Annotated in this window: 24 protein-coding genes and 1 pseudogene; 20 read left to right on the forward strand and 5 right to left on the reverse strand. The window is 71.5% G+C overall.

Annotation, left to right across the window (positions count from 1 at the left end):
- Positions 1–21: 21 nt before the first annotated feature.
- From ACWC21_RS15235 to ACWC21_RS15245, 3 genes are all read left to right on the forward strand, one after another.
- Positions 22–660, forward strand: coding sequence for an ATP-dependent Clp protease proteolytic subunit (locus ACWC21_RS15235; RefSeq protein WP_450881831.1), 639 nt, complete (start codon positions 22–24; stop codon positions 658–660).
- Positions 661–667: 7 nt separating this feature from the next.
- Positions 668–976 carry a hypothetical protein gene (locus tag ACWC21_RS15240; RefSeq protein WP_450881833.1) on the forward strand — a complete coding sequence of 103 codons (309 nt, stop codon included), beginning with the start codon at positions 668–670 and terminating at the stop codon, positions 974–976.
- Between the two features lie 520 nt (positions 977–1,496).
- Positions 1,497–1,970 (forward strand): C40 family peptidase, encoded by a 474-nt coding sequence (locus ACWC21_RS15245; protein ID WP_389145104.1) that lies wholly within the window; start codon positions 1,497–1,499, stop codon positions 1,968–1,970.
- Between the two features lie 73 nt (positions 1,971–2,043).
- On the opposite strand, the gene ACWC21_RS15250 is transcribed toward ACWC21_RS15245, so the two are convergent.
- A complete protein-coding gene (locus tag ACWC21_RS15250) occupies positions 2,044–2,502 on the reverse strand; it encodes an ATP-binding protein (protein WP_450881836.1) in 459 nt (152 codons plus the stop codon).
- A gap of 223 nt (positions 2,503–2,725) precedes the next feature.
- Here ACWC21_RS15250 and ACWC21_RS15255 point away from each other — a divergent pair, with 223 nt between their 5' ends.
- Together ACWC21_RS15255 and ACWC21_RS15260 are read left to right on the forward strand one after the other, a co-directional pair.
- Positions 2,726–3,619, forward strand: coding sequence for a helix-turn-helix domain-containing protein (locus ACWC21_RS15255; RefSeq protein ID WP_450881838.1), 894 nt, complete (start codon positions 2,726–2,728; stop codon positions 3,617–3,619).
- 9 nt (positions 3,620–3,628) lie between these two features.
- On the forward strand, positions 3,629–3,853 hold the full coding sequence (locus ACWC21_RS15260; protein ID WP_450881840.1) for a DUF397 domain-containing protein: 225 nt from the start codon (positions 3,629–3,631) through the stop codon (positions 3,851–3,853).
- 59 nt (positions 3,854–3,912) lie between these two features.
- Here ACWC21_RS15260 and ACWC21_RS15265 read toward each other — a convergent pair whose 3' ends face one another.
- Positions 3,913–5,040 carry an 8-amino-7-oxononanoate synthase gene (locus tag ACWC21_RS15265; protein ID WP_450881842.1) on the reverse strand — a complete coding sequence of 376 codons (1,128 nt, stop codon included), beginning with the start codon at positions 5,038–5,040 and terminating at the stop codon, positions 3,913–3,915.
- A gap of 148 nt (positions 5,041–5,188) precedes the next feature.
- Here ACWC21_RS15265 and bioB point away from each other — a divergent pair, with 148 nt between their 5' ends.
- The 15 genes and pseudogenes from bioB (at position 5,189) to ACWC21_RS15340 (ending at position 21,968) form a co-directional block, all read left to right on the forward strand.
- Complete coding sequence (gene bioB, locus ACWC21_RS15270) at positions 5,189–6,415, forward strand: biotin synthase BioB (protein WP_450881844.1); 1,227 nt, start codon at positions 5,189–5,191, stop codon at positions 6,413–6,415.
- The gene (locus ACWC21_RS15275; protein WP_450881846.1) at positions 6,408–7,697 is read left to right on the forward strand and encodes an adenosylmethionine--8-amino-7-oxononanoate transaminase; all 1,290 of its coding nucleotides are present in this window, start codon (positions 6,408–6,410) and stop codon (positions 7,695–7,697) included. Before bioB ends, ACWC21_RS15275 begins: the two co-directional genes overlap by 8 nt.
- A 1-nt stretch (position 7,698) precedes the next feature.
- Entirely contained in the window at positions 7,699–8,415 is a 717-nt protein-coding gene (bioD, locus tag ACWC21_RS15280; RefSeq protein WP_450881848.1) for a dethiobiotin synthase, read from the forward strand.
- 75 nt (positions 8,416–8,490) lie between these two features.
- Positions 8,491–9,174 (forward strand): class I SAM-dependent methyltransferase, encoded by a 684-nt coding sequence (locus ACWC21_RS15285; RefSeq protein WP_450881850.1) that lies wholly within the window; start codon positions 8,491–8,493, stop codon positions 9,172–9,174.
- 202 nt (positions 9,175–9,376) lie between these two features.
- Complete coding sequence (locus ACWC21_RS15290; RefSeq protein WP_450881852.1) at positions 9,377–10,219, forward strand: ABC transporter ATP-binding protein; 843 nt, start codon at positions 9,377–9,379, stop codon at positions 10,217–10,219.
- Positions 10,220–10,223: 4 nt separating this feature from the next.
- A complete protein-coding gene (locus ACWC21_RS15295; RefSeq protein ID WP_450881854.1) occupies positions 10,224–12,788 on the forward strand; it encodes an ABC transporter permease in 2,565 nt (854 codons plus the stop codon).
- A 47-nt stretch (positions 12,789–12,835) separates the two neighbouring features.
- A complete protein-coding gene (locus ACWC21_RS15300) occupies positions 12,836–13,723 on the forward strand; it encodes an LLM class F420-dependent oxidoreductase (RefSeq protein ID WP_450881856.1) in 888 nt (295 codons plus the stop codon).
- Positions 13,724–13,804: 81 nt separating this feature from the next.
- Positions 13,805–14,662 (forward strand): hypothetical protein, encoded by an 858-nt coding sequence (locus tag ACWC21_RS15305; RefSeq protein WP_450881858.1) that lies wholly within the window; start codon positions 13,805–13,807, stop codon positions 14,660–14,662.
- A 94-nt stretch (positions 14,663–14,756) separates the two neighbouring features.
- A complete protein-coding gene (locus ACWC21_RS15310) occupies positions 14,757–15,176 on the forward strand; it encodes a GNAT family N-acetyltransferase (protein WP_450881860.1) in 420 nt (139 codons plus the stop codon).
- A 210-nt stretch (positions 15,177–15,386) separates the two neighbouring features.
- Positions 15,387–16,718, forward strand: a complete 1,332-nt coding sequence (locus tag ACWC21_RS15315; RefSeq protein ID WP_450881862.1) for a hemolysin family protein — start codon at positions 15,387–15,389, stop codon at positions 16,716–16,718.
- The gene (locus ACWC21_RS15320) at positions 16,715–17,728 is read left to right on the forward strand and encodes a hemolysin family protein (protein WP_450881864.1); all 1,014 of its coding nucleotides are present in this window, start codon (positions 16,715–16,717) and stop codon (positions 17,726–17,728) included. The genes ACWC21_RS15315 and ACWC21_RS15320 overlap by 4 nt, the downstream gene beginning before the upstream one ends.
- A gap of 311 nt (positions 17,729–18,039) precedes the next feature.
- The gene (locus ACWC21_RS15325) at positions 18,040–18,891 is read left to right on the forward strand and encodes an SGNH/GDSL hydrolase family protein (protein WP_450881866.1); all 852 of its coding nucleotides are present in this window, start codon (positions 18,040–18,042) and stop codon (positions 18,889–18,891) included.
- 391 nt (positions 18,892–19,282) lie between these two features.
- Positions 19,283–19,981 carry an SDR family oxidoreductase gene (locus ACWC21_RS15330; RefSeq protein WP_450881868.1) on the forward strand — a complete coding sequence of 233 codons (699 nt, stop codon included), beginning with the start codon at positions 19,283–19,285 and terminating at the stop codon, positions 19,979–19,981.
- A gap of 136 nt (positions 19,982–20,117) precedes the next feature.
- Positions 20,118–21,158: pseudogene (locus ACWC21_RS15335) on the forward strand (MFS transporter).
- 237 nt (positions 21,159–21,395) lie between these two features.
- Positions 21,396–21,968 carry a TetR/AcrR family transcriptional regulator gene (locus tag ACWC21_RS15340; RefSeq protein WP_450881870.1) on the forward strand — a complete coding sequence of 191 codons (573 nt, stop codon included), beginning with the start codon at positions 21,396–21,398 and terminating at the stop codon, positions 21,966–21,968.
- Positions 21,969–22,247: 279 nt separating this feature from the next.
- Here the strand turns inward: ACWC21_RS15340 and ACWC21_RS15345 are convergent, their stop codons facing one another.
- From ACWC21_RS15345 to ACWC21_RS15355, 3 genes are all read right to left on the reverse strand, one after another.
- Positions 22,248–22,829, reverse strand: a complete 582-nt coding sequence (locus tag ACWC21_RS15345) for a TetR/AcrR family transcriptional regulator (protein ID WP_450882074.1) — start codon at positions 22,827–22,829, stop codon at positions 22,248–22,250.
- 50 nt (positions 22,830–22,879) lie between these two features.
- Positions 22,880–23,962 carry a hypothetical protein gene (locus tag ACWC21_RS15350; protein WP_450881872.1) on the reverse strand — a complete coding sequence of 361 codons (1,083 nt, stop codon included), beginning with the start codon at positions 23,960–23,962 and terminating at the stop codon, positions 22,880–22,882.
- A 175-nt stretch (positions 23,963–24,137) separates the two neighbouring features.
- On the reverse strand, positions 24,138–24,953 hold the full coding sequence (locus tag ACWC21_RS15355) for an oxidoreductase (RefSeq protein WP_450881874.1): 816 nt from the start codon (positions 24,951–24,953) through the stop codon (positions 24,138–24,140).
- Positions 24,954–25,251 lie beyond the last annotated feature (298 nt).

A 25,251-nucleotide genomic window follows, 5' to 3' on the forward strand; every position in this document is an offset into this window, starting at 1 on the left:
CCGCCCGAGGAGGGGAACGCCATGACCCGACCGTCCGCCCGTCACGTCCTGCCCGAGTTCACCGAGCGAATCGCCGGCGGCCACCGCACCGTCGATCCGTACTCCAAGCTGCTGCAGGAGCGGATCGTGCTCCTCGGGACGCCGATCGACGAGGTCTCGGCCAACGACGTCATGGCGCAGTTCATGTATCTGGAGTACGACGCGCCCGACCGGGACATCTCGCTGTACGTCAACTCGCCGGGCGGCTCGTTCAGCGCGATGACGGCGGTCTACGACACCATGCGGTACGTCAGTTGTGACGTGGAGACCATCTGCCTGGGACAGGCCGGCTCGTCCGCCGCGGTGCTGCTCGCCGCCGGCACACCGGGCAAGCGGTTCGCGCTGCCGGGTGCGCGGGTGGTGCTCCAGCAGCCGTCGCTGCCCGAGCCGACGCGGGGTCAGCCGAGCGATCTCGTCATCCAGGCGGAGGAACTGGTCCGGATGCGCGGCCGGCTGGAGGACATGCTCGTTCACCACACGGGCCGCGATCCGGAGCAGGTCAGCGCCGACCTCGAACGCGACCTGGTGCTGGACGCCCGGGCCGCCGTGGGATACGGGCTGGTGGACGGGGTCGTCCCCAGCCGCCGGGCCCCGCGTACCGCCACCCCGGACGCGGGGTGAGCCGCCGATGCTGCCACCGGAACTGCCACCGCTGCCCGCCCTGACCCGGGCCGAGGGCGAGTTGATCGACCGTTACCTGGAGGCGGCCGACCTGCTGGGCCGGGTCAATCCGGCGCGACACGGCCACACCTACAGCGGACTGCGGGCCGCCCAGGCGCTGGTGCGCAAGGCGATGGAACTGCGCGACGCGCTGGCGTTGATGCACAGCCGCGGGGAGACGGAGTTGCACGAGGCCACCCTGGCGCGGGCGCTTCGGGTGCTTGACGGCGAGCGCCGCACCGCGCGCGTCACCGTGCCCCCGGACGGCACCGGTTGAGAGGTTGCGCGTTGGCGGCTGAGTCGAAACGACCCAAAAGACGTACCCACGTTCGGACTAGCGGCGCATCCTTTTCCAGGGCCCTCGAAGTTGCGCGAACCGCCCGGCCGAAGAGCACCGGGAGGAGCTTCGACCCTGGTCGGAGGGTGCGCCGCCGTCCCGGCAGGGACTCGAACACAGACCAGTCCACCCGAACGGCCGAGTGGTGAGTAACACCACAAATACTCGGTTCCGTTGGGATTTTCGGACAGCTGTGGGCGAAGATCCCTGACTGACGACAAGCCCCCGCCAAAGCGGCGGGGCGATCCGGGCGGACGCCGAGTCCTGCCGCCGCCCGGATGACCGGTCGACAGGAGTGGATCGGCAGGAGTGGAGGACCCAGGCAAGACGGGTCGCCGGAGCGGACAGCCGTCCGTCTCCGAGCAGCCCTTGGGGTGAAGCCGCGGCAACGCGGCCGGGCAACTTCGCCAGCCCGAATCCGACAGGTCATCCTTCACAGGCGGCTGACGAAGGGTTGCGCATGACTGCGCTCAATCGTGTCCCGTCGCTCATGGCCCGGGCCGGCACGGCCTCGGCATTCGCCATCGCCGCCGTCGGCGGCTCGATAGTCGTTCCCGGTGTCGCGACCGACGCCGCTGCCACGACTCCGGCGACGAAGGCGCTCCAGGTCGCTGCGTCCAAGAAGGGCGCACCGTACAAATGGGGGGCCACCGGCCCCGGCAGGTTCGACTGCTCCGGCCTCACGTTGTACTCGTTCAAGAAGGCGGGCAAGAAGCTGCCGCGGACGGCAGCCCAGCAGTACAACAAGACCCACCACATCTCCGCCAGCCACCGCAAGGCCGGAGACCTGGTCTTCTTCCATTCGGGCTCGAACGTCTACCACGTCGGCATCTACGCCGGGAAGGGGAAGATCTGGCACGCCCCGAAGACCGGGGACGTCGTGAAGCTGCAGAAGATCTGGACGAAGAGCGTCTGGTACGGCCGGGTGAGCTGACCCGCAGTCACGCGCCGCACGGCCCCGGGGGCAGGGCCACACCCGGGACCGTGCGGACCCCGTGCCGGAGCCGCTAGGACTCCTGCTGTCCCGCTGCCGTGACCGGTCTGGCCGGAACGGACCACGGCAGTTCGACGAACACCGTCTTGCCCCCCTCGCGGGTGGGCCGGACCCTGAGCCTGCCGCCGCACTCGGCGGTCAGCCAGCGGATGATGACCATGCCGCGGCCGTTGTCCTGCTGCACGGCGGCGGGCAGCCGCTTCGGGAAGCGGGGGTGGCTGTCGGTGACACCGACGCGCAGCCGCTCGTCACGGTCGAGCGCGAGGGCCACCGTGAACGTGGGCGACTGCCCGAAGGTGTGCTGTACGGCGTTGGTGGCGAGCTCGGAGACGATGAGCCGGACGGTCTCACAGACGCCGGCATCCGGCGGAAGCCCCCATTCCGTCAGGATGCCCACCACATAGCCGCGGGCAGCGGAGACCGAGGCCGGATCGCTCGGCAGAGTGATGGATGCTTCCAGATGGTCTGCCATGGCGACGTCGTCCCTTTCCCACGGGACCGCAGTCCGACACGGAGCGGATGGGTTCGAGTACGGTCCCGCACTGGTGCTTCATCGCCAGACTGCCATCAGCGCGCCGGTCACGGGTGGGAACCACCAAGATATGCATATATCTGTCGCTCAAAGCGGTGAACTCTACGACGGCAGACCGTATTCGGGCGGCGCGCACGGAGTGATGGCGAGTAAGGAGTGGCCCATGCAGAACGGTCCCGCGGTGCGCCGTCGGAAACTGGGCGCCGAGCTGCGCGCGCTGCGCACCGGCGCGGGCCTCACCAGTGGTGAGGCCGCCCGTCTGGTGGGCTGGCACCAGTCGAAGGTGAGCCGGATCGAGACCGGCGCCAGCGGGGTGAAACCGGCCGATGTCCGCTTACTCCTGGACGCCTACGGTGTGACCGACCACCAGCAGCGCGAGCTGCTGCTGGTGCTGGCCGGGTCGGACGACGGCGGCGGCCGGCACCACTGGTGGCACGCCTACCGCGGGGTGCTGCCGCCCGCCTACCGTGACTTCATCAGCCTGGAGTCTCAGGCGAGCGGGATGCGCACGCTGGAGACCTCGGTGGTCCCGGGACTGCTGCAGACGCCGGAGTACGCCCGCGCGGTCACCGGGGCGGCCGTCGGCAGGGGTCCCGACGACGCCCATGCTCCCGACGCCCCCGACGACATCGAGGAGCGGCTGGACGCCCTGGTGAAGGTGCGGCTGGCCAGGCAGGACGTGCTGCGGTCGGATCCGCCGCTGGAGCTGAGCGCCGTCCTGGACGAGGCGGTGCTGCGGCGGGAGGTCGGCGGGCCGGAGGTGATGGCGCGGCAGCTTCAGCGGCTCCTGGAGGCGGCGCGTCTGCCGCAGGTGCGTCTCCAGGTGCTGCCCTTCTCCGCCGGGGCGCACATCGGTATCACCGGCCCTTTCGTTATTTTCTCATTTCCGAGCACATCTGATCTTGACGTGGTTGTTCTCGACCATTTGACGAGTAGCCTCTACCTCGAGCGGAAAGAAGACCTCCGGGCCTACTCGGAGGCCTTCAACACCCTTCAGATCCACGCCCTTTCACCCGAGGACTCGCTGGATTACATCGCCGGGATAGGCGGCGCGTAAGGAGGCACCATGTCTGCACTGCCTCGGAACGTACCCTCCAGTACCGATCTGCACGGTGTGCGGTGGCTGCGCAGCAGTTACAGCACCGGAGCCAACAACTGCGTGGAGACGGCCCGCCCGCACTCCGGTCCCCGGACCGGGCTGCTCGCCGTGCGCGACTCCAAGGACCCGGCCGGACCCGCGCTGCTCTTCTCCCCCGGGAGCTGGGCGGAGTTCGTCGCCGCGCTCCGGTGACCCGCTGACCGCTTCCGGTCAGTTTCCGTCCAGGCGATGCCCGGCCGTGTCACGCCGACTCATGGTCGCGTCTCGCCGATCACTCGTACAGCGCGTTCGATCTCGGCCCCGGAGAGATCCGCCCGCGCGGTCAGCCTGAGCCGTGAGATGCCGTCGGGCACGGAAGGAGGACGGAAGCAGCCCACGGCCAGGCCCGCCGCCCTGCACGCGGCGGCCCAGCGCACCGCCTCCTCCGGGGACGGGGCACGCACGGAGACGACCGCGGCGTCCGGACGCACCGCTTCCAGCCCCGCGGCGGTCAGGCGCGCGTGCAGCTCGGCGGCCACCGCACGGGAGCGCGCCGCCCGTTCCGGCTCACGGCGCAGCAGCCTGAGGGCCGCGAGGGCCGCTCCGGCCGCCGCGGGCGCGAGACCCGTGTCGAAGATGAAGGTCCGGGCCGCGTTGACCAGGTGGTCGATCACCCGCGCCGGTCCCAGCACGGCACCGCCCTGACTGCCCAGCGACTTCGACAGGGTGACGGTGACGACGACGTCGTCCGCGCCCGCGAGTCCGGCCCCGTACGGTGCTCCCCGGCCGCCGTCGCCCAGGACACCGAGGCCGTGCGCGTCGTCGACGACCAGCCCGGCGCCGTACGTCCGGCAGGTTTCGGCGAGCGCGGACAGCGGCGCCGAGTCCCCGTCGACGGAGAACACCGTGTCGGAGACGACGACCGCCGGCCCCTCGTGCGTGGCCAGGGCCTTGCCCGCCGCGTCGGGATCGGCGTGCCCGACGACCTGCGTGGTGCCCCGGGCCAGCCGGCATCCGTCGATGAGGGAGGCGTGGTTGCCCGCGTCGGAGACGATGAGGGAGCCGTGCGGTCCCAGCGCGGTGACCGCCGCGAGGTTGGCGGCGTATCCCGAGGAGAAGACCAGGGCCGCCTCGAAGCCGCAGAACCCGGCCAGCTCGCGCTCCAGCTCGGTGTGCAGTTCCGTGGTACCGGTCACCAGCCGGGACCCGGTGGAGCCGCCGCCCCACGCCCGGGCCGCGGTCGCGGCGCCGTCGACGACCTCGGGATGGCGGGCCAGACCGAGGTAGTCGTTGCTCGCGAGGTCGAGCAGCGGGGAGTCGGCGGCCCGGGGCCTGAGGGTCCGGACCAGTCCGGCGCGGCGGCGCAGCTCCGCCTGGTCGTCGATCCAGCCGAACGCCATGGCTCCTCCGGGGATTTTGTAGGCAGTGGACAGACACTAGCCGGACGACCAACCGCCCACCGTGTGGCAATACCCACACGTGCAACCAGTCTCCGTTGTGCAAACTCTCCTTGGCCCGGGGCGGTCACGTAGGACAGGATCGGACCTCATGGACCTGCTGAACACGCTGGTGGAAAAGGGGCTTCGGCGCGAGCTGCCGACCCGCGAGGAAGCACTCGCCGTACTGGCCACCTCCGACGACGACGTGCTCGATGTGGTGGCCGCGGCCGGCAAGGTGCGCCGGCACTGGTTCGGCCGGCGCGTGAAACTCAACTACCTGGTCAACCTCAAGTCCGGCTTGTGTCCGGAGGACTGCTCCTACTGCTCCCAGCGGCTCGGTTCCAAGGCCGACATCCTGAAGTACACCTGGCTCAAGCCCGACGAGGCCTCCGCGGCGGCGGCCGCGGGCCTGGCCGGAGGTGCCAAGCGCGTCTGCCTGGTGGCCAGTGGACGCGGTCCGACGGACCGGGACGTGGACCGGGTCTCCGAGACGATCAGGACGATCAAGGAGCGGAACGAGGACGTCGAGGTGTGCGCCTGCCTCGGCCTGCTCTCCGACGGCCAGGCCGAGCGGCTGCGCGAGGCGGGCGCGGACGCGTACAACCACAACCTCAACACCTCCGAGGGCACGTACGCGGACATCACGACCACGCACACCTACGCCGATCGGGTGGACACGGTGCAGAAGGCGCACGCGGCCGGTCTGTCCGCCTGCTCCGGTCTCATCGCGGGCATGGGTGAGAGCGACGAGGACCTGGTCGACGTCGTCTTCTCGCTGCGCGAGCTGGACCCCGACTCGGTTCCGGTGAACTTCCTCATCCCGATGGAGGGCACGCCCCTCGCCAAGGAGTGGCACCTCACCCCGCAGCGCTGCCTGCGGATCCTGGCGATGGTCCGGTTCGTGTGCCCGGACGTCGAGGTGCGCATCGCGGGCGGCCGTGAGGTGCATCTGCGCACCCTGCAGCCGCTGGCCCTGAACCTGGCCAACTCCATCTTCCTCGGGGACTACCTGACCAGTGAGGGCCAGGCGGGGAAGGCCGACCTGGAGATGATCGCGGACGCCGGGTTCGAGGTCGAGGGTGCCGGCCAGGTGACCCTGCCGGAGCACAGGGCGGCGGCCGGGGGCGGCTGCGGCTCCCACGGCGAGGCGGGCTGCGGGTCGCACGGCGAGGCCGGCTGCGGTTCGCATGCGGCGGAGGGCGGCTGTGGCTCCCACGAGGGCGGTGGGATCTGCGGTACGGCGACCGTGGCGGCCACGACGGCGGGCGAGGCCCGCACCGACCTGGTGGCCGTGCGTCGCCGGGGTGCCGGGACGGACCTCGCGCCCAATGCCTGACCTGCCCGGCCGGGGCGTGCCGGAGCTGCTGGAGCTGGACCGGCGGCACGTGTGGCATCCGTACGGCCCGATGCCCGGGCGGGCCGAGCCGCTCGTCGTGGAGTCGGCGAGCGGGGTCCGGCTCCGGCTCGCCGACGGCTCGGGCGAACTGGTCGACGGCATGTCGTCGTGGTGGTCGGCGATCCACGGCTACAACCACCCGGTCCTGAACGAGGCCGCGCGCGAGCAGCTGGGGCGGATGAGCCATGTCATGTTCGGCGGGCTCACCCACGAACCCGCCGTACACCTCGCGAAGCTCCTTGTCGACATGTCGCCACAGGGACTGGAGCATGTGTTCCTGGCCGACTCCGGTTCGGTGTCGGTCGAGGTCGCGGTCAAGATGTGTTTGCAGTACTGGCGTTCGCTCGGGCGCCCGGAGAAGCGGCGGCTGCTGACCTGGCGGGGCGGCTACCACGGCGACACCTGGCAGCCGATGGCCGTGTGCGACCCCGAGGGCGGGATGCACGAGCTGTGGAGCGGGGTGCTGCCGCGTCAGGTCTTCGCGGACGCGCCGCCGGTGGAGTACGAGGACGCCTACGCCGGCCATCTGCACGACCTGATCGAGCGGCACGCCCATGAGGTGGCCGCCGTGATCGTGGAGCCGGTGGTGCAGGGCGCGGGCGGGATGCGGTTCCACTCCCCCGCCTATCTGCGCACGTTGCGCGAGGCGTGCGACGCGCACGACGTGCTGCTGGTGTTCGACGAGATCGCGACCGGCTTCGGGCGCACCGGTGCGCTGTTCGCGGCGGACCACGCACTCGTGTCCCCGGACGTCATGTGCGTGGGCAAGGCGCTGACCGGCGGTTACCTGACGATGGCGGCGACGCTGTGCACCGCGCGCGTGGCCGACGGCATCTCACGGGGCGAGGTGCCGGTGCTGGCCCACGGGCCGACGTTCATGGGCAATCCGCTGGCGGCGGCCGTCGCCTGCGCCTCCGTCGAACTGCTGCTCGGGCAGGACTGGCTCGCGGAGGTCAAGCGGATCGAGGCGGGCCTGCGCCAAGGGCTCGCCCCGGCCGCTCGGCTGCCCGGGGTGAAGGACGTACGGGTGCTGGGCGCGATCGGGGTCGTACAGCTGGACCACGAGGTCGACATGGCGGCGGCCACCCGCGCCGCCGTGCGCGAGGGTGTCTGGCTGCGGCCGTTCCGGGATCTGGTCTACACGATGCCGCCGTACATCACCGGCGACGAGGACGTGGCGCGGATCGCCCGCGCGGTGTGCGCGGCGGCGCAGGAGGGATGACATGCCGGTACTGGTGATCACGGGAACGGGCACGGAGGTCGGCAAGACGGTCACGACCGCCGCCGTGGCGGCGGCCGCGGTGGCGGCCGGGCGGTCGGTGGCCGTGCTGAAGGCCGCGCAGACGGGCGTACGGCCCGACGAACGCGGGGACGCCGACGAGGTCGCGCGGCTCGCGGGAGCCGTTGCCACGGCCGAACTGGCCCGCTATCCGGATCCGCTGGCACCGGGCACGGCGGCGCGGCGGGCGGGCATGGCGCCGGTGCATCCGCACGAGGTGGCCGAGGCCGCCGCCAAGCTGGCCGCGGAGCACGATCTGGTGCTGGTCGAGGGGGCGGGCGGGCTGCTCGTCCGGTTCGACGCGGCCGGCGGCACGCTCGCGGACGCGGCCCGGCTGCTGAACGCGCCGGTGCTGGTCGTCGCCTCGGCCGGGCTGGGGACGCTGAACACGACCGAACTGACGGCGCGCGAGCTGCGCTCCCGGGAGGTCGAGTTGCTGGGTGTGGTGATCGGCAGCTGGCCGCAATCCCCGGACCTGGCGTGCCGTTGCAACCTGGCGGATCTGCCGGAGGTGGCGGGCGCTCCGCTGCTGGGTGCGCTGCCCGCCGGCGCCGGGGCGCTGCCGCCCGCGGAGTTCCGCGCGGTGGCCCCGGGCTGGCTCGCGCCGCGGCTGGCCGGCACGTGGGACGCGGAGGCGTTCCGGGTGCGCAACGCGCCCTGATCCGCCTTGGGGAGGGGTGCGACGGGTCCGTACGGGGGACAATCCCCGTAGGCCCGTCCTGTCCGGGAGGTCGCCATGCGGCTGCGCTCCGTCGGCTCCGGCAAGGTGGCACGGGATGCCGTGCACCACCCGCTGTTCGCCCGCTGCTACGCCCGGATCAGTACGGGCGCCGAGGCCCGGCTCGGGATGGCCGCGATGCGGGCCAGGCTGCTCGCCGGGCTGTCCGGGCGGGTGATCGAGATCGGCGCGGGCAACGGACTGAACTTCGCGCACTACCCGGGCGCCGTCGCGGAGGTGGTCGCCATCGAACCGGAGCGCGTGCTCAGGCGATCGGCGGTGCGGGCGGCGCTGCGCGCGGAGGTACCGGTGGACGTGGTGCCGGGCGCGGCGGAGGCGCTGCCGGTGAAGAGCGAGGCCTTCGACGCGGTGGTGCTGTCGCTGGTGCTGTGCAGCGTCCGGGACGTGCCGCGCGCGCTGGGTGAGGCGCGGCGGGTGCTGCGGCCCGGCGGAGAGGTGCGGTTCTTTGAACACGGCAGGGGCGGCGGCCGGGCCATGACGCTCACCCAGCGCGCCCTGGACCGTACCGTGTGGCCGGTGCTGAACGGCGGCTGCCATCTGGCCCGCGAGCCTGTCGACGCGCTGCGGGAGGCCGGATTCGAGCTGGGCCCGTACCGTGCGGTGCTGCTCCCGGAGAGGGGACCGCGGCTTCCCACGTCGTACTGCGTGCTGGGCACGGCCTGGCGGCCCGGGGAGCGGTGATCCGCGGCTGACGGCGGCTTCGGTCGTGCGGCGGCCGGTTCTCCTCCCCCCGGGTGGAGAGTGCCCCTTACACCGGTCCCGGGGCTGCGACCTGAGACGGAGACGCCCTCTGCCTCACGGGGGATAGCAGCCGTGGGCACCGTCACCCTACGCTCGGGCCGGATCGCGAGTGCACGACATCCCGGCGAGCGAGGAGGCGGCCTTGTCCACACCTGCTGCGAAGCACGCACCCGGCCGGGCACCCGACGGCGGGATCGCGGCCCGCGCCCGGGGGCTGACCAAGGCGTACGGCTCGGGCGAGACCGCGGTGCTCGCGCTGGACTCGGTGGACGTGGACATCGCGCGTGGCCGGTTCACCGCGGTCATGGGCCCCTCGGGCTCCGGCAAGTCCACCCTGATGCACTGCCTCGCGGGGCTCGACACCGTCTCGGCCGGTCAGGTGTGGCTCGGCGACACCGAGATCACCGGGCTGAGGGAGCGTGAGCTGACCCGGCTGCGACGGGACCGGATCGGCTTCATGTTCCAGTCGTTCAACCTCATTCCCACGCTGAACGCGGCGGAGAACATCACCCTGCCCATGGACATCGCGGGCAAGAAGCCCGACGAGGAGTGGCTGGACCAGGTCATCGACACGCTGGGGCTGCGGGGCCGGCTCAAGCACCGGCCCGCGCAGCTGTCCGGCGGGCAGCAGCAGCGGGTGGCCTGCGCCCGGGCGCTGGCCTCACGGCCCGAGCTGATCTTCGCCGACGAGCCGACCGGGAACCTCGACTCGCGGGCCGGGCTCGAGGTCCTCGGGTTCCTGCGTGACGCCGTCGACGACCTCGGGCAGACCGTGGTCATGGTGACCCACGACCCGGGCGCCGCCGCCCACTCCGACCTGGTGCTGTACCTCGCCGACGGGCGCATCGTGGACCAGATGGAGCGGCCCACGGCGGAGGCGGTGCTGGACCGGATGCGCCTCTTCTCCGGGGCGGGCGCCCAGCCCCCCGGCGTCGACGCGACGCACGGCGCGCCGGACCGCGACAGCGCCGCCGAGGAGGACTGACCCGGTGCTCAAGGCGACACTGCGCAGCTTCCTCGCCCACAAGGGGCGTCTGCTGCTGTCCGCGCTGGCCGTCGTGCTGTCCGTGGCCTTCGTCTCGGGCAGCCTGATCTTCTCCGACACGGTCACCCGCACCTTCGACCGGCTCTTCGCCTCCACCTCCGCCGATGTGACGGTGGAGCCGAAACAGGACCTGAAGTCGTCCGTCCCCACCGGCGCGGTACAGACCGTGCCCGCGGCGCTCGCGGAGAAGGTCGGAGCGGTCGACGGGGTCGCCGCGACACACGCGGACGTGTCCGTGCAGAACATCGTGGTGGTCGACAGCAGGAACAAGTCCGTGGGCCCGACCACCGGCGCCCCGACCATCGCCACCGACTGGTACCTGAGCCACCGCAGCCCGGTGAAGCTGACGTCCGGGCACGCCCCGCACGGCGCGGACGAGGCACTGCTGGACGCGGACACCGCCGGCAAGAAGCACGTACGGATCGGCGACACGCTGACCGTGCAGGCCGCACCCGGCACCTTCCGGGTGAAGGTCGTCGGCATCGCCACCTTCACCACCACCAACCCGGGTGCGGCCCTGGTCTTCCTCGACCCGTCGGTCGCCGCCCGCGAGCTGCTCGGCTCCTCCGGGCGGGCCACCAGCATCTCCGTGGACGCGGCGAAGGGCGTGAGCGACACCGAGCTCAAGGGCCGGGTCGGCCGGGTGGTCGGCACCGGCGCCTACGACCTGAAGACCGCGGACGAACAGGCCAAGTCGGCCGCCGCCGACCTCGGCGGCTTCCTCGACGTGATCAAGTACGTGATGCTCGGGTTCGCCGGGATCGCCGTGCTGGTCGGCGTCTTCCTGATCGTCAACACCTTCTCCATGCTGATCGCCCAGCGCACCCGTGAACTCGGCCTGCTGCGGGCGCTGGGTGCCGACCGGCGGCAGGTGCGGCGGTCGGTGCTCACCGAGGCGGTGCTGCTCGGCCTGGTCGGCTCGACAGCCGGCCTGGCGGCCGGCATCGGGCTCGCGTTCGGGCTGATCCGCCTGATGAGCGCGTTCGGCATGAACCTCAGGGCGACCGAGATGGTCATCGGGTGGCCGACGCCGGTCTCGGCGTACGCCGTCGGTGTCGGCGTCACCTTCGTCGCGGCGTATCTGCCCGCCCGGCGCGCGGCGGCGGTCTCGCCGATGGCGGCGCTGGCGGACGCCGACATCGCCGGGGTGGGACGGCCGCTGAAGACGCGGGCGATCGTCGGTGGCGTGGTGGGAGCGGCCGGTGCGGCCGCGCTGGTGGGCTGCGCGGCGGCGTCCCGGACCGCCACGGCGGCCTCTCTGCTGGGCCTCGGAGTCGTACTGACGCTCGTCGCGACCGTGATCGCCGGGCCGCTGCTGGTCCGGCCGGTGATCCGGGTCCTGGGCGGCGTGTTCCCCGCGCTGTTCGGTTCGGTCGGCCGGATGAGCCAGCGCAACGCCCTGCGCAACCCGCGCCGCACCGGCGCCACCGCCGCCGCGCTCATGGTGGGACTGGCCCTGGTCGGCGGGATGTCGGTGGCCAGCGCCTCCATGTCCCGGTCGTTCGACCAGCAGATCGACAAGACGCTCGGCGCCGACTTCACCGTCCAGAACAGCAACTTCCTGCCGTTCACCAAGGAGATCACCGACCGGGTGCGCGCCACCGACGGCGTACGTCTCGTGGTACGGCAGCGGTTCGTGCCGGTGGCGGTGCGGCTGCCGGACGGCAAGCGGGTCAAGACGACCGCCTCGGGGTACGACCCGCAGGTGGACGAGGTCGCCCACGTCACGTTCAAGGGCGGCGACAGCGGGGCGGCGCTGGCCGGCGGGCACCTCGGCATGGACGTGAACTTCGCCGACGACCACCATGTGCGCCTGGGCAGCACCATCCCGGTGGAATTCCCGGGCGGCCGGACCACCGACATGACCGTGGGCGCCCTCACCGACCAGGGCGGCTCGGGATTCGGCATGCAGGGCGGACTCTTCTTCGGCATCGCCACGGCGGAGAAGTACCTGCCCGACGGCCAGGACGCGGCGCTCTACGTCGCCAAGGACCCCGGCACGAGCGCCGACCGGCTGCGCTCCCGTCTGGAACGGACGCTCGAGCCGTATCCGCAGGTCCAGGTGCGTGACCAGGCCGACTACAAGAAGCTGGTCCACGACCAGATCGCGGTGCTGCTCTACCTCGTGTACGCGCTGCTCGGGCTGGCGATCGTCATCGCGGTGCTCGGCGTGGTCAACACCCTGGCCCTGTCGGTCGTGGAGCGCACCCGGGAGATCGGACTGCTGCGCGCGATCGGGCTGGCCCGGCGGCAGCTGCGCCGGATGATCCGCCTGGAGTCGGTGGTGATCGCGGTGTTCGGCGCGGTGCTGGGGCTCGCCCTGGGCCTGGTCTGGGGGGTGTGCGTACAGCGGGTGCTGGCCCTGCAGGGCATGACCGCGCTGGCGATTCCGTGGGGGACGATCGTCGCCGTCGTACTCGGCTCGGCGGTCGTGGGCGTGGTGGCGGCCCTGCTGCCGGCGTTGCGCGCATCCCGCATGAATGTGCTGGCGGCCATCGCGCACGAGTGATGGGATCGCAGCGAAGACTCGAATCGCCCTTCGCTGAAGGAGAGTTCATGCCGCGTCCGTTCCGTTTCGGGGTCAACCTGCTCACCTCCGCGTCGGCCGGGGAGTGGCGCGCCAAGTGCCGCCGCGCCGAGGAACTCGGGTACGACGTGATCCTGGTGCCCGATCACCTCGGCTGGGTGGCGCCGTTCCCGGCGCTTGTCGCGGCCGCCGGGGCGACCGAGCGGCCGCGGCTGGGCACCTTCGTGCTCAACGCCGGTTTCTGGAATCCGGCGCTGCTGGCCCGCGAGGTGGCCACCACGGACGCGCTGACGGGCGGCCGCCTGGAACTCGGCCTCGGCACGGGCTATGTCCAGGCGGAGCACGACACGGCCGGGCTGCCCTACGGTTCGCCGCGCGAACGGGTGGACCATCTCGAGCGCACGGTGGCGGAGGTGCGGCGGCTGCTCGGCTCGGCCGATCACCAGCCCCGGCCGGCGCAACCGCGGGTACCGCTGCTGGTCGGGGGAAACGGCGACCGGGTGCTGCGGCTGACCGCCGAGCGGGCCGACATCGCCGCGTTCACGGCCGGCCGGGTGGTGGCCGGGAGCACGACCGGCAAGATCGCGCCGCTCACACCGGAGGAACTCGACGAGCGCGTGGCCCGCTACCAGGGGCTGGCGGCGGGCCGTGCGGAGCCCGCCGAACTGAACCTGCTCGTCCAGATGGTGGCCGTCACCAACGACCCCGAGGCCGTGCTCGGGCCACTGCTCGAACGCCAGCCTCAGCTGACCGCGGAGCAGGCGCTGGCCCTGCCGATCGTGCTGGTCGGCTCCCTGAAGGAGATCGTGGCGCGGGTGCGGGCGCAGCGTGAGCGGTACGGGTTCTCGTATCTGACCGTCCTGGAGCCGTACATGGAGGACTTCGCGGCGGTGATCGAGGAGCTGCGCGGCGAGTAGGCGTGCGGTGTCCTTTCCTCGGCGGGGCACGGGACGAAAACCGGGTGTGGCCGGCGGCCTGCCGGTGCTGAACTGGTACGCATGCCGACGAGTGATCCGCCCGCGCCGTACCGCTGGGACCTGCTGCGCCCCGACCGGCTCGGCACGCTGCTGGACGGCGTCGAACAGCCGGACCTCTGGTACCTGGAGGAGCTGACGGTGTGCGCGGCCAAGGTCGTCGCCCGCTCCGGTGGCGCGGACCTGCGGTTCGTCGGACGGTCGGCGGACAGTGTCTTCGACCTGCTCGGCGGCGCGCTCGCGGAGACCTCCTGGTCCGGGCGGCTCGGCCGCCTGCCGCTGTCGTGCGCCGTCGGCGCGGCGGAGCTGTCGCCCCGTGACCTGGGCCGGATGCGCGAGCACCTCGCGGCCGGCGGGATGGCGCCGTACGACCTGGCGCGACGACGGCGCCCGCTGGCCCTGGTCGACCTGGTCTGGGCCGGGCGCACGTTCACCACCTTGCACACGGTCCTGCGCGACTGGGTCGAGGAGTCCCGGGAGCCCTGGCCGGTCATAAGGGGCAGGCTTCGCTATCTGGGCATCACGGCGCGCACCGGGACCAGCCCCAAGACCTGGCGCTGGCAGCAGCACCACTCCTGGACAGGGGATCTGCCGGCCAGAGCAGTACGGAACGTCTCCCTCGACCCGAGCGTGTGGCACCTGCTGGGAGACCGCGAGCCGAAGACCGCGCCCTCCTTCCCGCCCGGGCGCTGGCACGACGACACGGCCGGCGTGCCCGCCCGCGGGGACGGGCCCAGGCGTGCCCTCGCCACCGCCGTCGCCCTGGTCGAGGCCGGACGGACCCGAACGGTGCGACGGCGTCTCGTCCGGACCTTCGGCTCGGAGCCGGCCTTCGCCGAGCCCTGGCTGCGCGGCCTCTCCCGGGAACTCGGTTCCAGGTGATCCCGGCCCCGGGAGCGAGCCCGCCCCTTTCCCGGGTCTCCCCGGCACGGAAACTCCCTCGCCGGACGGGCCGGCGCTCTGCTTGGCTCACCCCATGAGCGATCTTCACATCCGCCCCGCCACCCTCTCGGACGTCGACACCGTGCTGCGGTTCTGGCGCGTCGCCGCCGAGGGAACGAGCATCAGCGACGACCAGGACGGGGTGGCCCGACTCATCACGCGAGACCCGGAGGCCCTGCTCCTCGCGGAGCGCGGCGACGCCCTCGCGGGGACCGTCATAGCCGGCTTCGACGGATGGCGGTGCTCCGCCTACCGGCTGGCCGTACACCCCGGCCACCGCAGGCAGGGCGTCGCCACCGCCCTGCTGGAAGCCGCGGAGCGGCGCTTCGCCGCCCTGGGCGGGCGACGCGTCGACGCCATGGTCCTGGAGGCCAACGAACGCGCGCACCTCACCTGGGCCGCGGCCGGCTACCACCGCGAGGACCACTGGCGGCGCTGGGTCAAGCCGCTGTAGGCACGGGCAGCACGACTGTTGCGGCGCCCGGTGACGCCGCTCGTCGAAGACCGGGCACCCCCTCCCCGCTTTTTTGCCCATCCTTTACCCTTGGAGGAGCACCCGGTTCTGCATGAAAGGTTGTGAGCCTGCGCCCATGGGCGAGCCTCCCGGTCGACGACACCGCGCGACCCTCCCTGCCCTGTCCGACGATGGGAGGGAGGTGACCCGATGACCGAAGTGCTCCTCCTTCTGGTGGCGGTCCTGCTCTCGCTCGCCTGTGGCGCCTTCGTGGCCGCCGAGTTCTCACTGACCACGGTCGAGCGGGGCGAGCTGGAGCGGGCCGCCCAACGGGGCGAGCGTGGTGCCGCCGGCGCCCTCAAGGCGGTGCGGAACCTCACGTTCCAGCTCTCCGGGGCGCAACTCGGCATCACGGTCACCAACCTGGTGGTCGGCATGCTCGCCGAGCCGTCCATCGCCGTGCTGCTCGCCGGTCCGCTGCAGGCGCTCGGCATCTCCCCCTCCACGGCGAACTCGGTCGCGCTGGTGGTCGGCACGGCTCTGTCCACGGTGTTCCTGATGGTCGTCGGCGAGCTGGTGCCCAAGAACTGGGCGATCTCCTCTCCGCTGGCCATGGCCAAACGGGTCGGCAGCGCGCAGCGCTGGTTCAGCGCCGCCTTCCGCCCGTTCATCACCCACCTCAACAACACGGCGAACCGCTTGGTACGCCGCCTCGGTGTGGAGCCCGCCGAGGAGCTGGCCTCCGCGCGCGGCCCCCAGGAGCTGGTGGCGCTGGCCCGGCACTCCGCCAAGGAGGGGGCCCTGGAGGCGGACACCGCGGAACTGTTCGTCCGCACCCTGAACCTCGCCGACCTGACGGCGGAGAACGTGATGACCCCCCGCGTCCAGGTCATCGCCCTGGACGTCCTGGCGACCTGCCAGGACGTGGCGAACGCGACCCGGGCCACCGGGCTGTCCCGGTTCCCCGTCTACCGGGACAGCCTCGACTCGGTCGTCGGGATCGCCCACATCAAGGACGTCCTGGCCCAGCCCGCGGAGGAACGGCCCCGCCGCTCCGTCGCGCAGGTGATGCGCGAGCCGCTGCTGGTCCCCGAGTCGCTCACCGTCGACCGGCTCCTCGACCGGCTCTCCGGCAAGCGCACCATGGCCGTCGTCATCGACGAGTACGGCGGCACGGCGGGCGTCGCCACCCTGGAGGACATCGTCGAGGAGGTCGTCGGCGAGGTGCGGGACGAGCACGACCCGCACGAGACGCCCGACCTCGCCCCGGCCGGGGCCGACGAGCAGGGCCGCGCCCTGTACTCGGCGGACGGTGCGACCCGCATCGACCAGCTCGCCCAGGTGGGACTGCGGGTGCCGGACGGTCCCTACGAGACCCTGGCCGGGCTCCTGGCGACGGAACTGGGGCGGATACCCGAGATCGGGGACGGTGTCGAGGTCGCCGGGTGGCGGCTCGACGTGGTGGACGCCTCGGGCCACCGGGCCGCCCGGGTGCTGCTGCACGCGCCGCTCGACGACGAACAGAAGGAGGCCGTGCGGTGACCGCCGTCCAGTTGCTGATCGGGCTGGCGACGCTGGTCGTCAACGCCTTCTTCGTGGGTGCCGAGTTCGCGCTCATCTCCGTGCGGCGCAGCCAGGTCGAGCCGCACGCGGAAGCCGGCGACCGGCGCGCGAAGAGCGTGCTGTGGGGCCTGGAGCACGTGTCCGCGCTGCTGGCGGCGGCGCAGCTCGGCATCACCCTGTGCACGCTGGTCCTCGGTGTGGTCGCGGAACCGGCGATCGCGCACCTGCTGGAACCGGTGTTCCATGCGGTGGGCGTGTCCAAGGGTGCGGGCCACGCCGTCTCCTTCGTGATCGCGCTGGGCCTGGCCACCTATCTGCACATGCTGCTCGGCGAGATGGTGCCGAAGAACATCGCGCTCGCCGAACCGGTGCGCAGCGCGCTGCTGCTCGGCCCGCCCCTGGTCGCGCTGTCCCGGGCGCTGCGACCGGTGATCTTCACGGTGAACGCCTTCGCGAACACGCTGCTGAAGCTGCTCAGGGTGGAGGCCAGGAACGAGGTCTCGGCGACCTTCTCGGACGCCGAACTGGCCGAGATCGTCAAGGACGCCGGCGAGGCCGGTCTGATCGACGACCGCGCGCAGGAGCGGCTGCACGACGCGCTGGAGCTGGGCAGTCGCCCGGTACGGGACGTGGTGGTCCCGCTGGAACGTGTGAAGTACGCGCGCGTGGGCGTCACGCCGGAGCAGTTGGAACAGCTGTCGGCCGAGTCCGGCTTCTCGCGGTTCCCGGTGGTCGACGCGGCACGCCGGATCGTCGGCTACCTGCATGTGAAGGACGCGCTGGACGCCGCACCGCGGAACGTGCCGTTCCGGCTGCGGGACATGCGGCCCATCGCACGGGTGCGTGAGAACACACCGCTGGACGACGTGCTCACCGCGATGCGGGGCAGCCGTACGCATCTCGCGGCGGTGCTCGGGTCGGACGGCAGGCTGGCCGGACTGGTGACGATGGAGGACGTGCTGCGGCAGCTGTTCGGGCAGCCCGCGTGACGGTGCCTCCCGGCCGACCGGACGGAATGGTCGCCTCGCCGGGCCGGGAGGCCAGGAGGAACGGCCGCTCCACCGGGCCGGGAAGGGCCGGCCGAGCTCAGACGGTGCACCGGGACCCGGGCGACCGCCGGGACACGGACGACCAGCCGGGACCCGACGACCACCGGGCCCAGTCGACCGGCCGATTCCGGCGACCGCTGGGGACAAGAACGACCAGCCGCGAGACGAACGCCCCACCGGGACCGGAGAGGCCCGCCGGGGCCCGGGCGACCGACCGGCGGGTATGGCGCCGGGATACCATCGCTGTCGCCATGCAGACGAATTCCGCACCCCACCCCGCCCACACCAGCCTCGTCGCCGTCGGCGACTCCTTCACCGAAGGCATGTCGGATCTGCTGCCCGACGGTTCCTACCGGGGCTGGGCCGATCTCCTCGCCGCGCGGATGGCCGCCCGCACCCCCGGGTTCCGGTACGCGAACCTCGCCGTGCGGGGCAAACTGATCGGGCAGATCGTCGACGAGCAGGTGCCGGTGGCGGCCGCGATGGGTGCCGACGTCATCACGCTCGTCGGCGGCCTCAACGACACGCTGCGGCCCAAGTGCGACATGAACCGGGTCAGGGACCTGTTGACGGAGGCCGTGGAGCGGCTGGCGCCGGCGTGCAAGCAGCTGGTTCTGATGCGCAGCCCCGGTCGGCAGGGCCCGGTCCTCGAGCGGTTCCGCCCGCGCATGGAGGAACTGTTCGTCTGCGTCGACGAGCTCGCCGCACGGCACGGCGCGCTGGTGGTCGACCTGTACGGGGCGCCCTCGCTGTCCGACCCCCGGATGTGGGACGTGGACCGGCTGCACCTGACGGCGGAGGGGCACCGCCGGGTCGCCGAGGCGGTCTGGCAGACGCTCGGCCACGAACCCGAGGACGCGGAGTGGCGGACTCCGATGGCGGCGACCCTGCCGCCGGGCTGGGTCAACCGGCGGGTCGCGGACGTGCGGTTCGCCCGGCAGCACCTGCTGCCGTGGATAGGCCGCCGCCTGACCGGCCGCTCCTCCGGGGACGGCCGGGCAGGCGCCCAGTTTGACGCTGAGCTGGGCAAAGCCTTCTGGGTCACCCCTGCGGACCACACGAACCCCGGTCCTGTGACGGACTGGCGACGGGTGGGGTACTGACCTGGAGCCCCGCCCGGCTGCCATGCACCGATCAAAGGTCGCCGGCCCGCGCATCCTGTGGAACCTGCCCGTGACGCGTTCGGACATCCTGGCGTTCATGTTCAGCCAAGAGCTGGACCTCCTGATCGTCAAGCTCTGAGCCCGCCTCCGTCACGCCGTGACGAGGGGCCCGCCGTGCCCGCGGCGGGGCCCTCGCGCGTCGGTCGCACCGCAAGCCCGAAACACCCTGGCGCCGCAGATGCCGACCTCGACGGCGCCACAGAAGCATGGATCGGTTGCGATCATCCACTCACCCCGCTTAATATTATGATCCTAATTTAATGAGCTGGCCCTCCGGTCCCGCCATTGACGCTCCGACCTTCGCTCCTCTCGACTTCGCCAGGAACTCTCCATGGACCTCTCCACCAGCACCGCCCTCGTCACCGGAGCCAACCGGGGTTTCGGCCGCGCACTCGCCGCCGAACTGCTCGCCCGCGGCGCCACCGTCTACGCCGGCGCCCGCAACCCCGACCAGGTCGACCTGCCCGGCGCCAAGCCGATCGCTCTCGACATCACCGACCCCGCCTCCATCGCGGCCGCGGCCAAAGCCACCGGCGACGTGACCATCCTGGTCAACAACGCCGGATCCTCCACCGGCGCCGACCTGCTCGGCGCCGACCTGGAAGACGTCCGCCTGGAGATGGACACCCACTACTTCGGCACCCTCGCCGTGGTCCGCGCCTTCGCACCCCAGATGTCGGCCAACGGCGGGGGAACGATCCTCAACATCCTCTCCGGCCTGTCCTGGGTCAGCTTCCCGGAACTCGGTGCCTACTGCGCCGCCAAGTCCGCGGAGTGGTCCCTCACCAACACCCTGCGCCTGCAGCTCGCCGACCGGGGCATCCGCGTGGCCGGCCTGCACGTCGGCTACATGGACACCGACATGGCCCGGACCGTCGACGCGGCCAAGTCCGACCCCGCCGACATCGCCCGGATCGCCGTCGACGGCATCGCCGCCGACGCCTACGAGATCCTCGCCGACAACGCCTCCCGCCAGGCACAGGCCGCCCTGGCCGGAGGCGTCTCCGTGCTCTACCCGCAACTTCCCTGAGGGCCGACCACCCGGAACCCGGCACCGAGCCCGGTGTATCGCCGATGCTCGCCGTCGCGGGCCATGCCGTCGCCCGCCGGCGTCCACGTCCATTGATCCGTCGCCAGGTACGTCTGCCAGGAATGCAGGGAACGCCATGAAACAGCAAGGCAAGCAACCTGTTCGGGGCGGCAGCGCCGTCTGGGCCGTGGCCATCACCAGCACGGCGGGATTCATCACCGCGCTCGACAACCTGATCGTCACCAACCACCGCCCTCCCCTCCATCCGCGAGGACCTCGGCGGCGGCCTCGAAGACCTCGAATGGACGGTGAGCGCCTACACCCTCACCTTCGCGGTCCTGCTCATGTTCGGCGCTTCCCTCGGTGACCGATTCGGCCGCCGGAGGCTGTTCGCCATCGGGCTCGCGATCTTCACCACAGCCTCGGCCGCCGCCGCCCTGGCACCGGGGATGGGTGAACTGATCGCCGCGCGTGCGGCGCAGGGAGTCGGGTCCGCGACAGTGACGCCGCTGACGCTCACCCTGCTGTCGGCCGCCGTCCCCGCCGAACGGCGCGGCGCGGCCCTGGGTGTCTGGGGCGCGGCCAGCGGCATCGCCGTCGCCACCGGACCGCTCATCGGCGGCGCACTCACCGAAAACCTCTCCTGGCAGTGGATCTTCTGGGTCAACGTCCCCCTCGGCCTGGCGCTGATCCCGCTCGCCCTGCTGCGGCTGAACGAGAGCCACGGCCCGACCCCGACCCTCGACCTCGTCGGCACGGCCCTTGCCAGCGGCGGGCAGTCACCGTCGAGCCGCACGTCGCCTACACCCACCTGCTGCCTGCACTGATCATCTGCGGCATCGGCCTGGGCATGTTCTTCGCCCCCAGCGCCAACCTCGTCATGAGCACCGTCCGCCCGGAAGAGCAGGGCATCGCCTCCGGCGCCAACAACGCGATCCGTGAGGTGGGCGGAGCCATCGGCGTGGCGTCGCCGGCCGCGGTCTTCTCCGCCCAGGGCGGCTACGGATCGGCCTCACTGTTCGTGGACGGGCTGATCCCCGCCCTCTGGGTCGGAGCCGGTGCCGTCGCCCTGGCAGCGGCTGTGGCGTTGCTCATGCCCCGCCAGCGCAAGGCCGACGGCCCGGCTGCCGGCCTTGCCGCGGGAGGTGCTCCGGCCGACGTCACGGTCGCGACCTGAAGCCCGGACCGAGGGGCGACCCAGCCGGTTACGGCGGGGCCGCCCCTCAGCTGCCCTGCCCCCCGGATGCGTTCGCCGTGCTCAGCCTTTCGGCGTCCAGCGGGACGCTCACACCTCGCCGTCGAGGGAATCACGGTCGCTCCGGAGTCGGGTGTCCACCTCAGGTCGTTCAGCGTTCACATGGCCTGACGGCGTAATATTACGCACGTCAGACCATGGACGAACGGGAGGAAGCCTGTGGCGCGCTACGCCAAGGAGCACAAGCAGGTGACGCGGCAACGGATCATCGAGAAGGCCGGCCACCGGTTCAAGCAGGACGGGATAGACGGCTCGGGCATCTCGACACTGATGGCGGACGCCGGCCTCACCAACGGAGCCTTCTACGCCCACTTCGCCTCCAAGGACGATCTCGTCGCCAACGTTGTCGCCGAGGAACTGCGCACACAGGTGGAGAGGTACGACACGCTGCGGCCCGGCCGACAGGGACTCGAGGACTTCGTTCGCGGCTATCTGTCGCCCGAGCACCGTGACCAGCCCGGCACCGGATGCCCCTCCGCCGCACTGCTGGACGAGATCGGCCGCTGCGCGGACGCCACCAAGCAGGCGTACACCGACGGCGCGACGGCCATCGTGGAAGAGATCGCCGCCCGTCTGGCGCCGGCGGATCCGCAGTCCGCTCGCGGCAAGGCCATCGGGCTCTTCACCATGGTGGTGGGGACGCTGCAACTGTCGCGTGCCCTCGCCGACCGCAAGTTCGCCGACGAGGTCCTCGAGCAGGGAATCGCAAACGCCCTCATGTTCATGCACTGAGAGGAACGGCCGAGCCGCAACAGTGCGGTGGTCGACCTCCGCGGGGCGACGGGCGAGGTCATTGAACCGAGCCCGGATGCGGCAACCGTTCCGCTCGTCCGGGCATGGCCAGTCGCCGCGACTCGGAGATACCCCCTACCGCGCACGCCGTGGCGGGCCGGCCCATCGGTGTGCAGCTCCCGATCGGGGTGATCTTCACCGGTGACCGGCCGGGCCTGCGTCATCGATTTCGCTGTCCCCGACATGGAACCAGGTCACCGACCGAAACGATCAGTCGTGCTACTCGGCATCCAGCAGTGCCAGGGCGTTGCGAATGCCCTGTTCGAGGAGTTCGTCGGCGAGCCGCCGGTCGGTCAGGGCCCGGGAGAGCTGCAGCGTCCCGGCGAGCATGCCGAGGAGGCCGAGTGCCTTCAGACGCGCCGATCGCGGATCGTGGGGTGCCAGGCGGGCGGCGAAGCCGTCGATGAGGACCAGCGCGCCGTCGGTGTACGCCTGCCTGGTGAAATCCGTGGAGCGTCCGATCTCGTCGAGCAGGGCGGCGTTGGGGCAGCCGTCCTCGATGCTGTCGCGCTGCTCGGTGGAGAAGTACCAGCGCACGATCTGCTCGAGTCCGGCACGGCCGGGCGCCGCCTGAGCGGCGATGTTCTCGTGCTGTGCGCGCATCTGGTCGGCGACCGCGGTGGCGACGAGTTCGTCCTTGGAGGCGAAATAGGTGTAGAGGGTGCCGTTGGTCAGGCCCGCGTCCCTCATGAGCGTCGCGACTCCAGAGCCGTCGATGCCGTTGCGCTTGAGCCGACGGCCGGCCGTCGTGACGATCCGCTGCCTTGTCGCCTGCTTGTGTTCTTTCGTGTACCGCACGATGCGTTCCTCCGTCGCAGCCGGGACTTGCGCCCCGGCTGCCGCTGGTCAGGTCAGTGTGCCGCGCCTGCGAGGAGAGCGGGGAAGTTGATCCTGGCGGTCTGCAGTTTCGGGTCGTGGGGTTCGGGGACCCCGCCGTCGGTGATGTACAACCGGTCGCCGCGCACCGCGGTCGCGGACGGCGAGGCGAGACCGTCCGCGCTGGTCAGAACGGCCTTTTCGGTGCCGTCCGGGTAGATCACCACGACCCTGTCCGGACCGTTCTGCGAGGAGGAGCCGTTCTGCGCCGCGAACACCACATCGGACCGGGGGGTCAGGAAGCTGAGATCGTCGATGTTGGGCAGGCCGCCCGCGACGAGGCGGATGGGACCGGCCGCGCCGGTGGTGGTGACCGGTACCCGCAGCAGGGTTCCCTGGTTGAAGTTGCTGACCCACAGAGCGCCGTTGTGGAACCTGAGCCCGTTGGCGCCGATCGGCAGGGCCTCGGTCGGCACCGGCGCGAGAGCGTCATCGGCCAGCCACGGGGTCACCGATCCGCCCGAGGCCGGAGCGGACCAGATGATGCCCCTGAGGCTGTCCGCGATGTAGAGGGTGCGTCCGGCCGAGTCGATGGCGAGCCCGTTGGGGCCGGAGTCGGCGGGCAGGGCGGCGATGCGCTGAGGCGTGCCGTCCGGAAGCAACTTGTACAAGCCGTTCCTGTCCGCGTTGCCCGGGGCCCACAAGCTGTAGTAGACGGTGCCGTCACCGCCGCGGGTGTTGCCGCTGATCGCCTCCCCCACCTGCCCGGTGACGAGCACCGTGCGGTGTCCGGAGGCGTCTATGCGCATCAGCACCGGCCCGCGGGTGCGCCGGCACACCGCGCAACTGCCGAGCATGGACAGCGTCACCGAGCCGTCGGGGTTGACGGTGATGTTCTCGGGGATCTCGCCGGCGGCGAAGTCGAACTGCGCCGCGGTCCGAACGTCGGTGACAGCGGCTCCGCTGTACGAGTGTCCCGTCCCTGCGGACGCGGACTGCGCCGCCCCCAGGACTGCCGCCGTCGCGGTGACCGCCAGAGCGATTGCGACGTTCCTCTTCAGGAAACGCCTTGCGCGGGATGCACCGTGCCGGGCCGTGTGCTGGCGTTGATGCTGCATGACTCTCCTTGGCAATCAACGAGTGACTGATCGATGGACTTTCGGGAACATCCGCGGCACCGAGCACACCGAGCACACCGAGCACACCGAGCACACCGAGCACACCGAGCACATCGGAGGCTTTCGTGGCAGCAGCAGCGTGCGGAATCGCCGCCTTTGAAGCCGGATCTGGATGTCAGGTGGGCATGCGGTTGTTCTTGCGGATCCGCTTGTCGAACGTTCCGGCAGGAACGAGGCGGCGCGCCGTGGTGACGCGTGAGGCCAGCGGGCCGGCGGTGTAGCGCAGCTTCGGCTTCTTGTCGGTGGCCGCGGTGACGATCGCTTTGGCGACGACGGCGGGATCGTCGCCGTCCCTCATCGCCTCCGCGATCACCTCGTCGAAGATGCGGCGTCGCTCCGCGTACAGGGGCAGCGGGGTGTCGGGCTGCGCGGCGTTGGTGTCGAAGCTGGTCCTGGTGTAGGCGGGCTGGACGAGGAGGACACGGATGCCGTGCTCGCGGACCTCGTGGTCCAGCGATTCGGAGTAGCCCTCGACGGCGTGCTTCGACGCGACGTAAAGGGCCATGAAGGGCTGGGGGGCGACCCCCAGAACGGACGAGATGTTGATGACGCGTCCGCCACCCTGGGCACGCATGTGCGGCAGGACGGCCTTCGTCATACGGATGACGCCGAGGACGTTGATGTTCAGGATGTTCTGGGCCTGGGTGACGGAGTTCTCCTCGACGGCGCCCGCCGAGCCGATGCCTGCGTTGTTGACCAGGATGTCGATGCGTCCGAACCGGTCGATCACCTCGGCGACCGCGGCGGTGACCGAGTCGTCACTGGCCACGTCGAGATCGAGGTACGTCACCCCGGCGGGCGGGACGAGTCCGGAGGTCTTGCGGCCGGTTCCGATCACCTCGAAACCCGCCGCGACGAAGGCGCGGGCCGCCTCCTTGCCGATCCCTGATGAGGCACCCGTCACGAGTGCCACCGGTCGAGTTGTCGCCATCACGTACTCCCAATTGTATTATGATCGTATGCCTTACGTTCGTACGACCATAGGAGGGTCGCCGGTCAATGGCAAGGGTTCAGGCCCGGCGATCCCGGAATGCCGGGGGAACGCGGGGCGAGGTGCGGGCCGGAACGGCAGGCCAGCCGAGCCCTGTTTGCGCGGACGGCATCGGCGATTGAAGGTGGCCACCTCACCGGGCACCGACACGCCGAAACCCTCCCCGATCGGGGCGTCGAAGCGTTTCCGGAGTCAGCGCGCGGTCACCGGGTCCCCGCGAACACGACCGGACGAGGTG

The sequence above is a fragment of the Streptomyces sp. NPDC001348 genome, from assembly GCF_053597535.1.

Bases quoted from the DNA above. Each gene is read 5' to 3' on its own strand.
- ACWC21_RS15310 (WP_450881860.1), top strand. From the start codon at position 14,757: ATGAGCGATCTTCACATCCGCCCCGCCACCCTCTCGGACGTCGACACC.
- bioB (WP_450881844.1), top strand. From the start codon at position 5,189: ATGGACCTGCTGAACACGCTGGTGGAAAAGGGGCTTCGGCGCGAGCTG.
- ACWC21_RS15235 (WP_450881831.1), top strand. From the start codon at position 22: ATGACCCGACCGTCCGCCCGTCACGTCCTGCCCGAGTTCACCGAGCGA.
- ACWC21_RS15325 (WP_450881866.1), top strand. From the start codon at position 18,040: ATGCAGACGAATTCCGCACCCCACCCCGCCCACACCAGCCTCGTCGCC.
- ACWC21_RS15250 (WP_450881836.1), bottom strand. From the start codon at position 2,502: ATGGCAGACCATCTGGAAGCATCCATCACTCTGCCGAGCGATCCGGCC.
- ACWC21_RS15265 (WP_450881842.1), bottom strand. From the start codon at position 5,040: ATGGCGTTCGGCTGGATCGACGACCAGGCGGAGCTGCGCCGCCGCGCC.
- ACWC21_RS15245 (WP_389145104.1), top strand. From the start codon at position 1,497: ATGACTGCGCTCAATCGTGTCCCGTCGCTCATGGCCCGGGCCGGCACG.
- ACWC21_RS15275 (WP_450881846.1), top strand. From the start codon at position 6,408: ATGCCTGACCTGCCCGGCCGGGGCGTGCCGGAGCTGCTGGAGCTGGAC.
- ACWC21_RS15255 (WP_450881838.1), top strand. From the start codon at position 2,726: ATGCAGAACGGTCCCGCGGTGCGCCGTCGGAAACTGGGCGCCGAGCTG.
- ACWC21_RS15260 (WP_450881840.1), top strand. From the start codon at position 3,629: ATGTCTGCACTGCCTCGGAACGTACCCTCCAGTACCGATCTGCACGGT.
- ACWC21_RS15305 (WP_450881858.1), top strand. From the start codon at position 13,805: ATGCCGACGAGTGATCCGCCCGCGCCGTACCGCTGGGACCTGCTGCGC.
- ACWC21_RS15355 (WP_450881874.1), bottom strand. From the start codon at position 24,953: ATGGCGACAACTCGACCGGTGGCACTCGTGACGGGTGCCTCATCAGGG.
- ACWC21_RS15330 (WP_450881868.1), top strand. From the start codon at position 19,283: ATGGACCTCTCCACCAGCACCGCCCTCGTCACCGGAGCCAACCGGGGT.
- ACWC21_RS15285 (WP_450881850.1), top strand. From the start codon at position 8,491: ATGCGGCTGCGCTCCGTCGGCTCCGGCAAGGTGGCACGGGATGCCGTG.
- ACWC21_RS15300 (WP_450881856.1), top strand. From the start codon at position 12,836: ATGCCGCGTCCGTTCCGTTTCGGGGTCAACCTGCTCACCTCCGCGTCG.
- bioD (WP_450881848.1), top strand. From the start codon at position 7,699: ATGCCGGTACTGGTGATCACGGGAACGGGCACGGAGGTCGGCAAGACG.
- ACWC21_RS15240 (WP_450881833.1), top strand. From the start codon at position 668: ATGCTGCCACCGGAACTGCCACCGCTGCCCGCCCTGACCCGGGCCGAG.
- ACWC21_RS15315 (WP_450881862.1), top strand. From the start codon at position 15,387: ATGACCGAAGTGCTCCTCCTTCTGGTGGCGGTCCTGCTCTCGCTCGCC.
- ACWC21_RS15350 (WP_450881872.1), bottom strand. From the start codon at position 23,962: ATGCAGCATCAACGCCAGCACACGGCCCGGCACGGTGCATCCCGCGCA.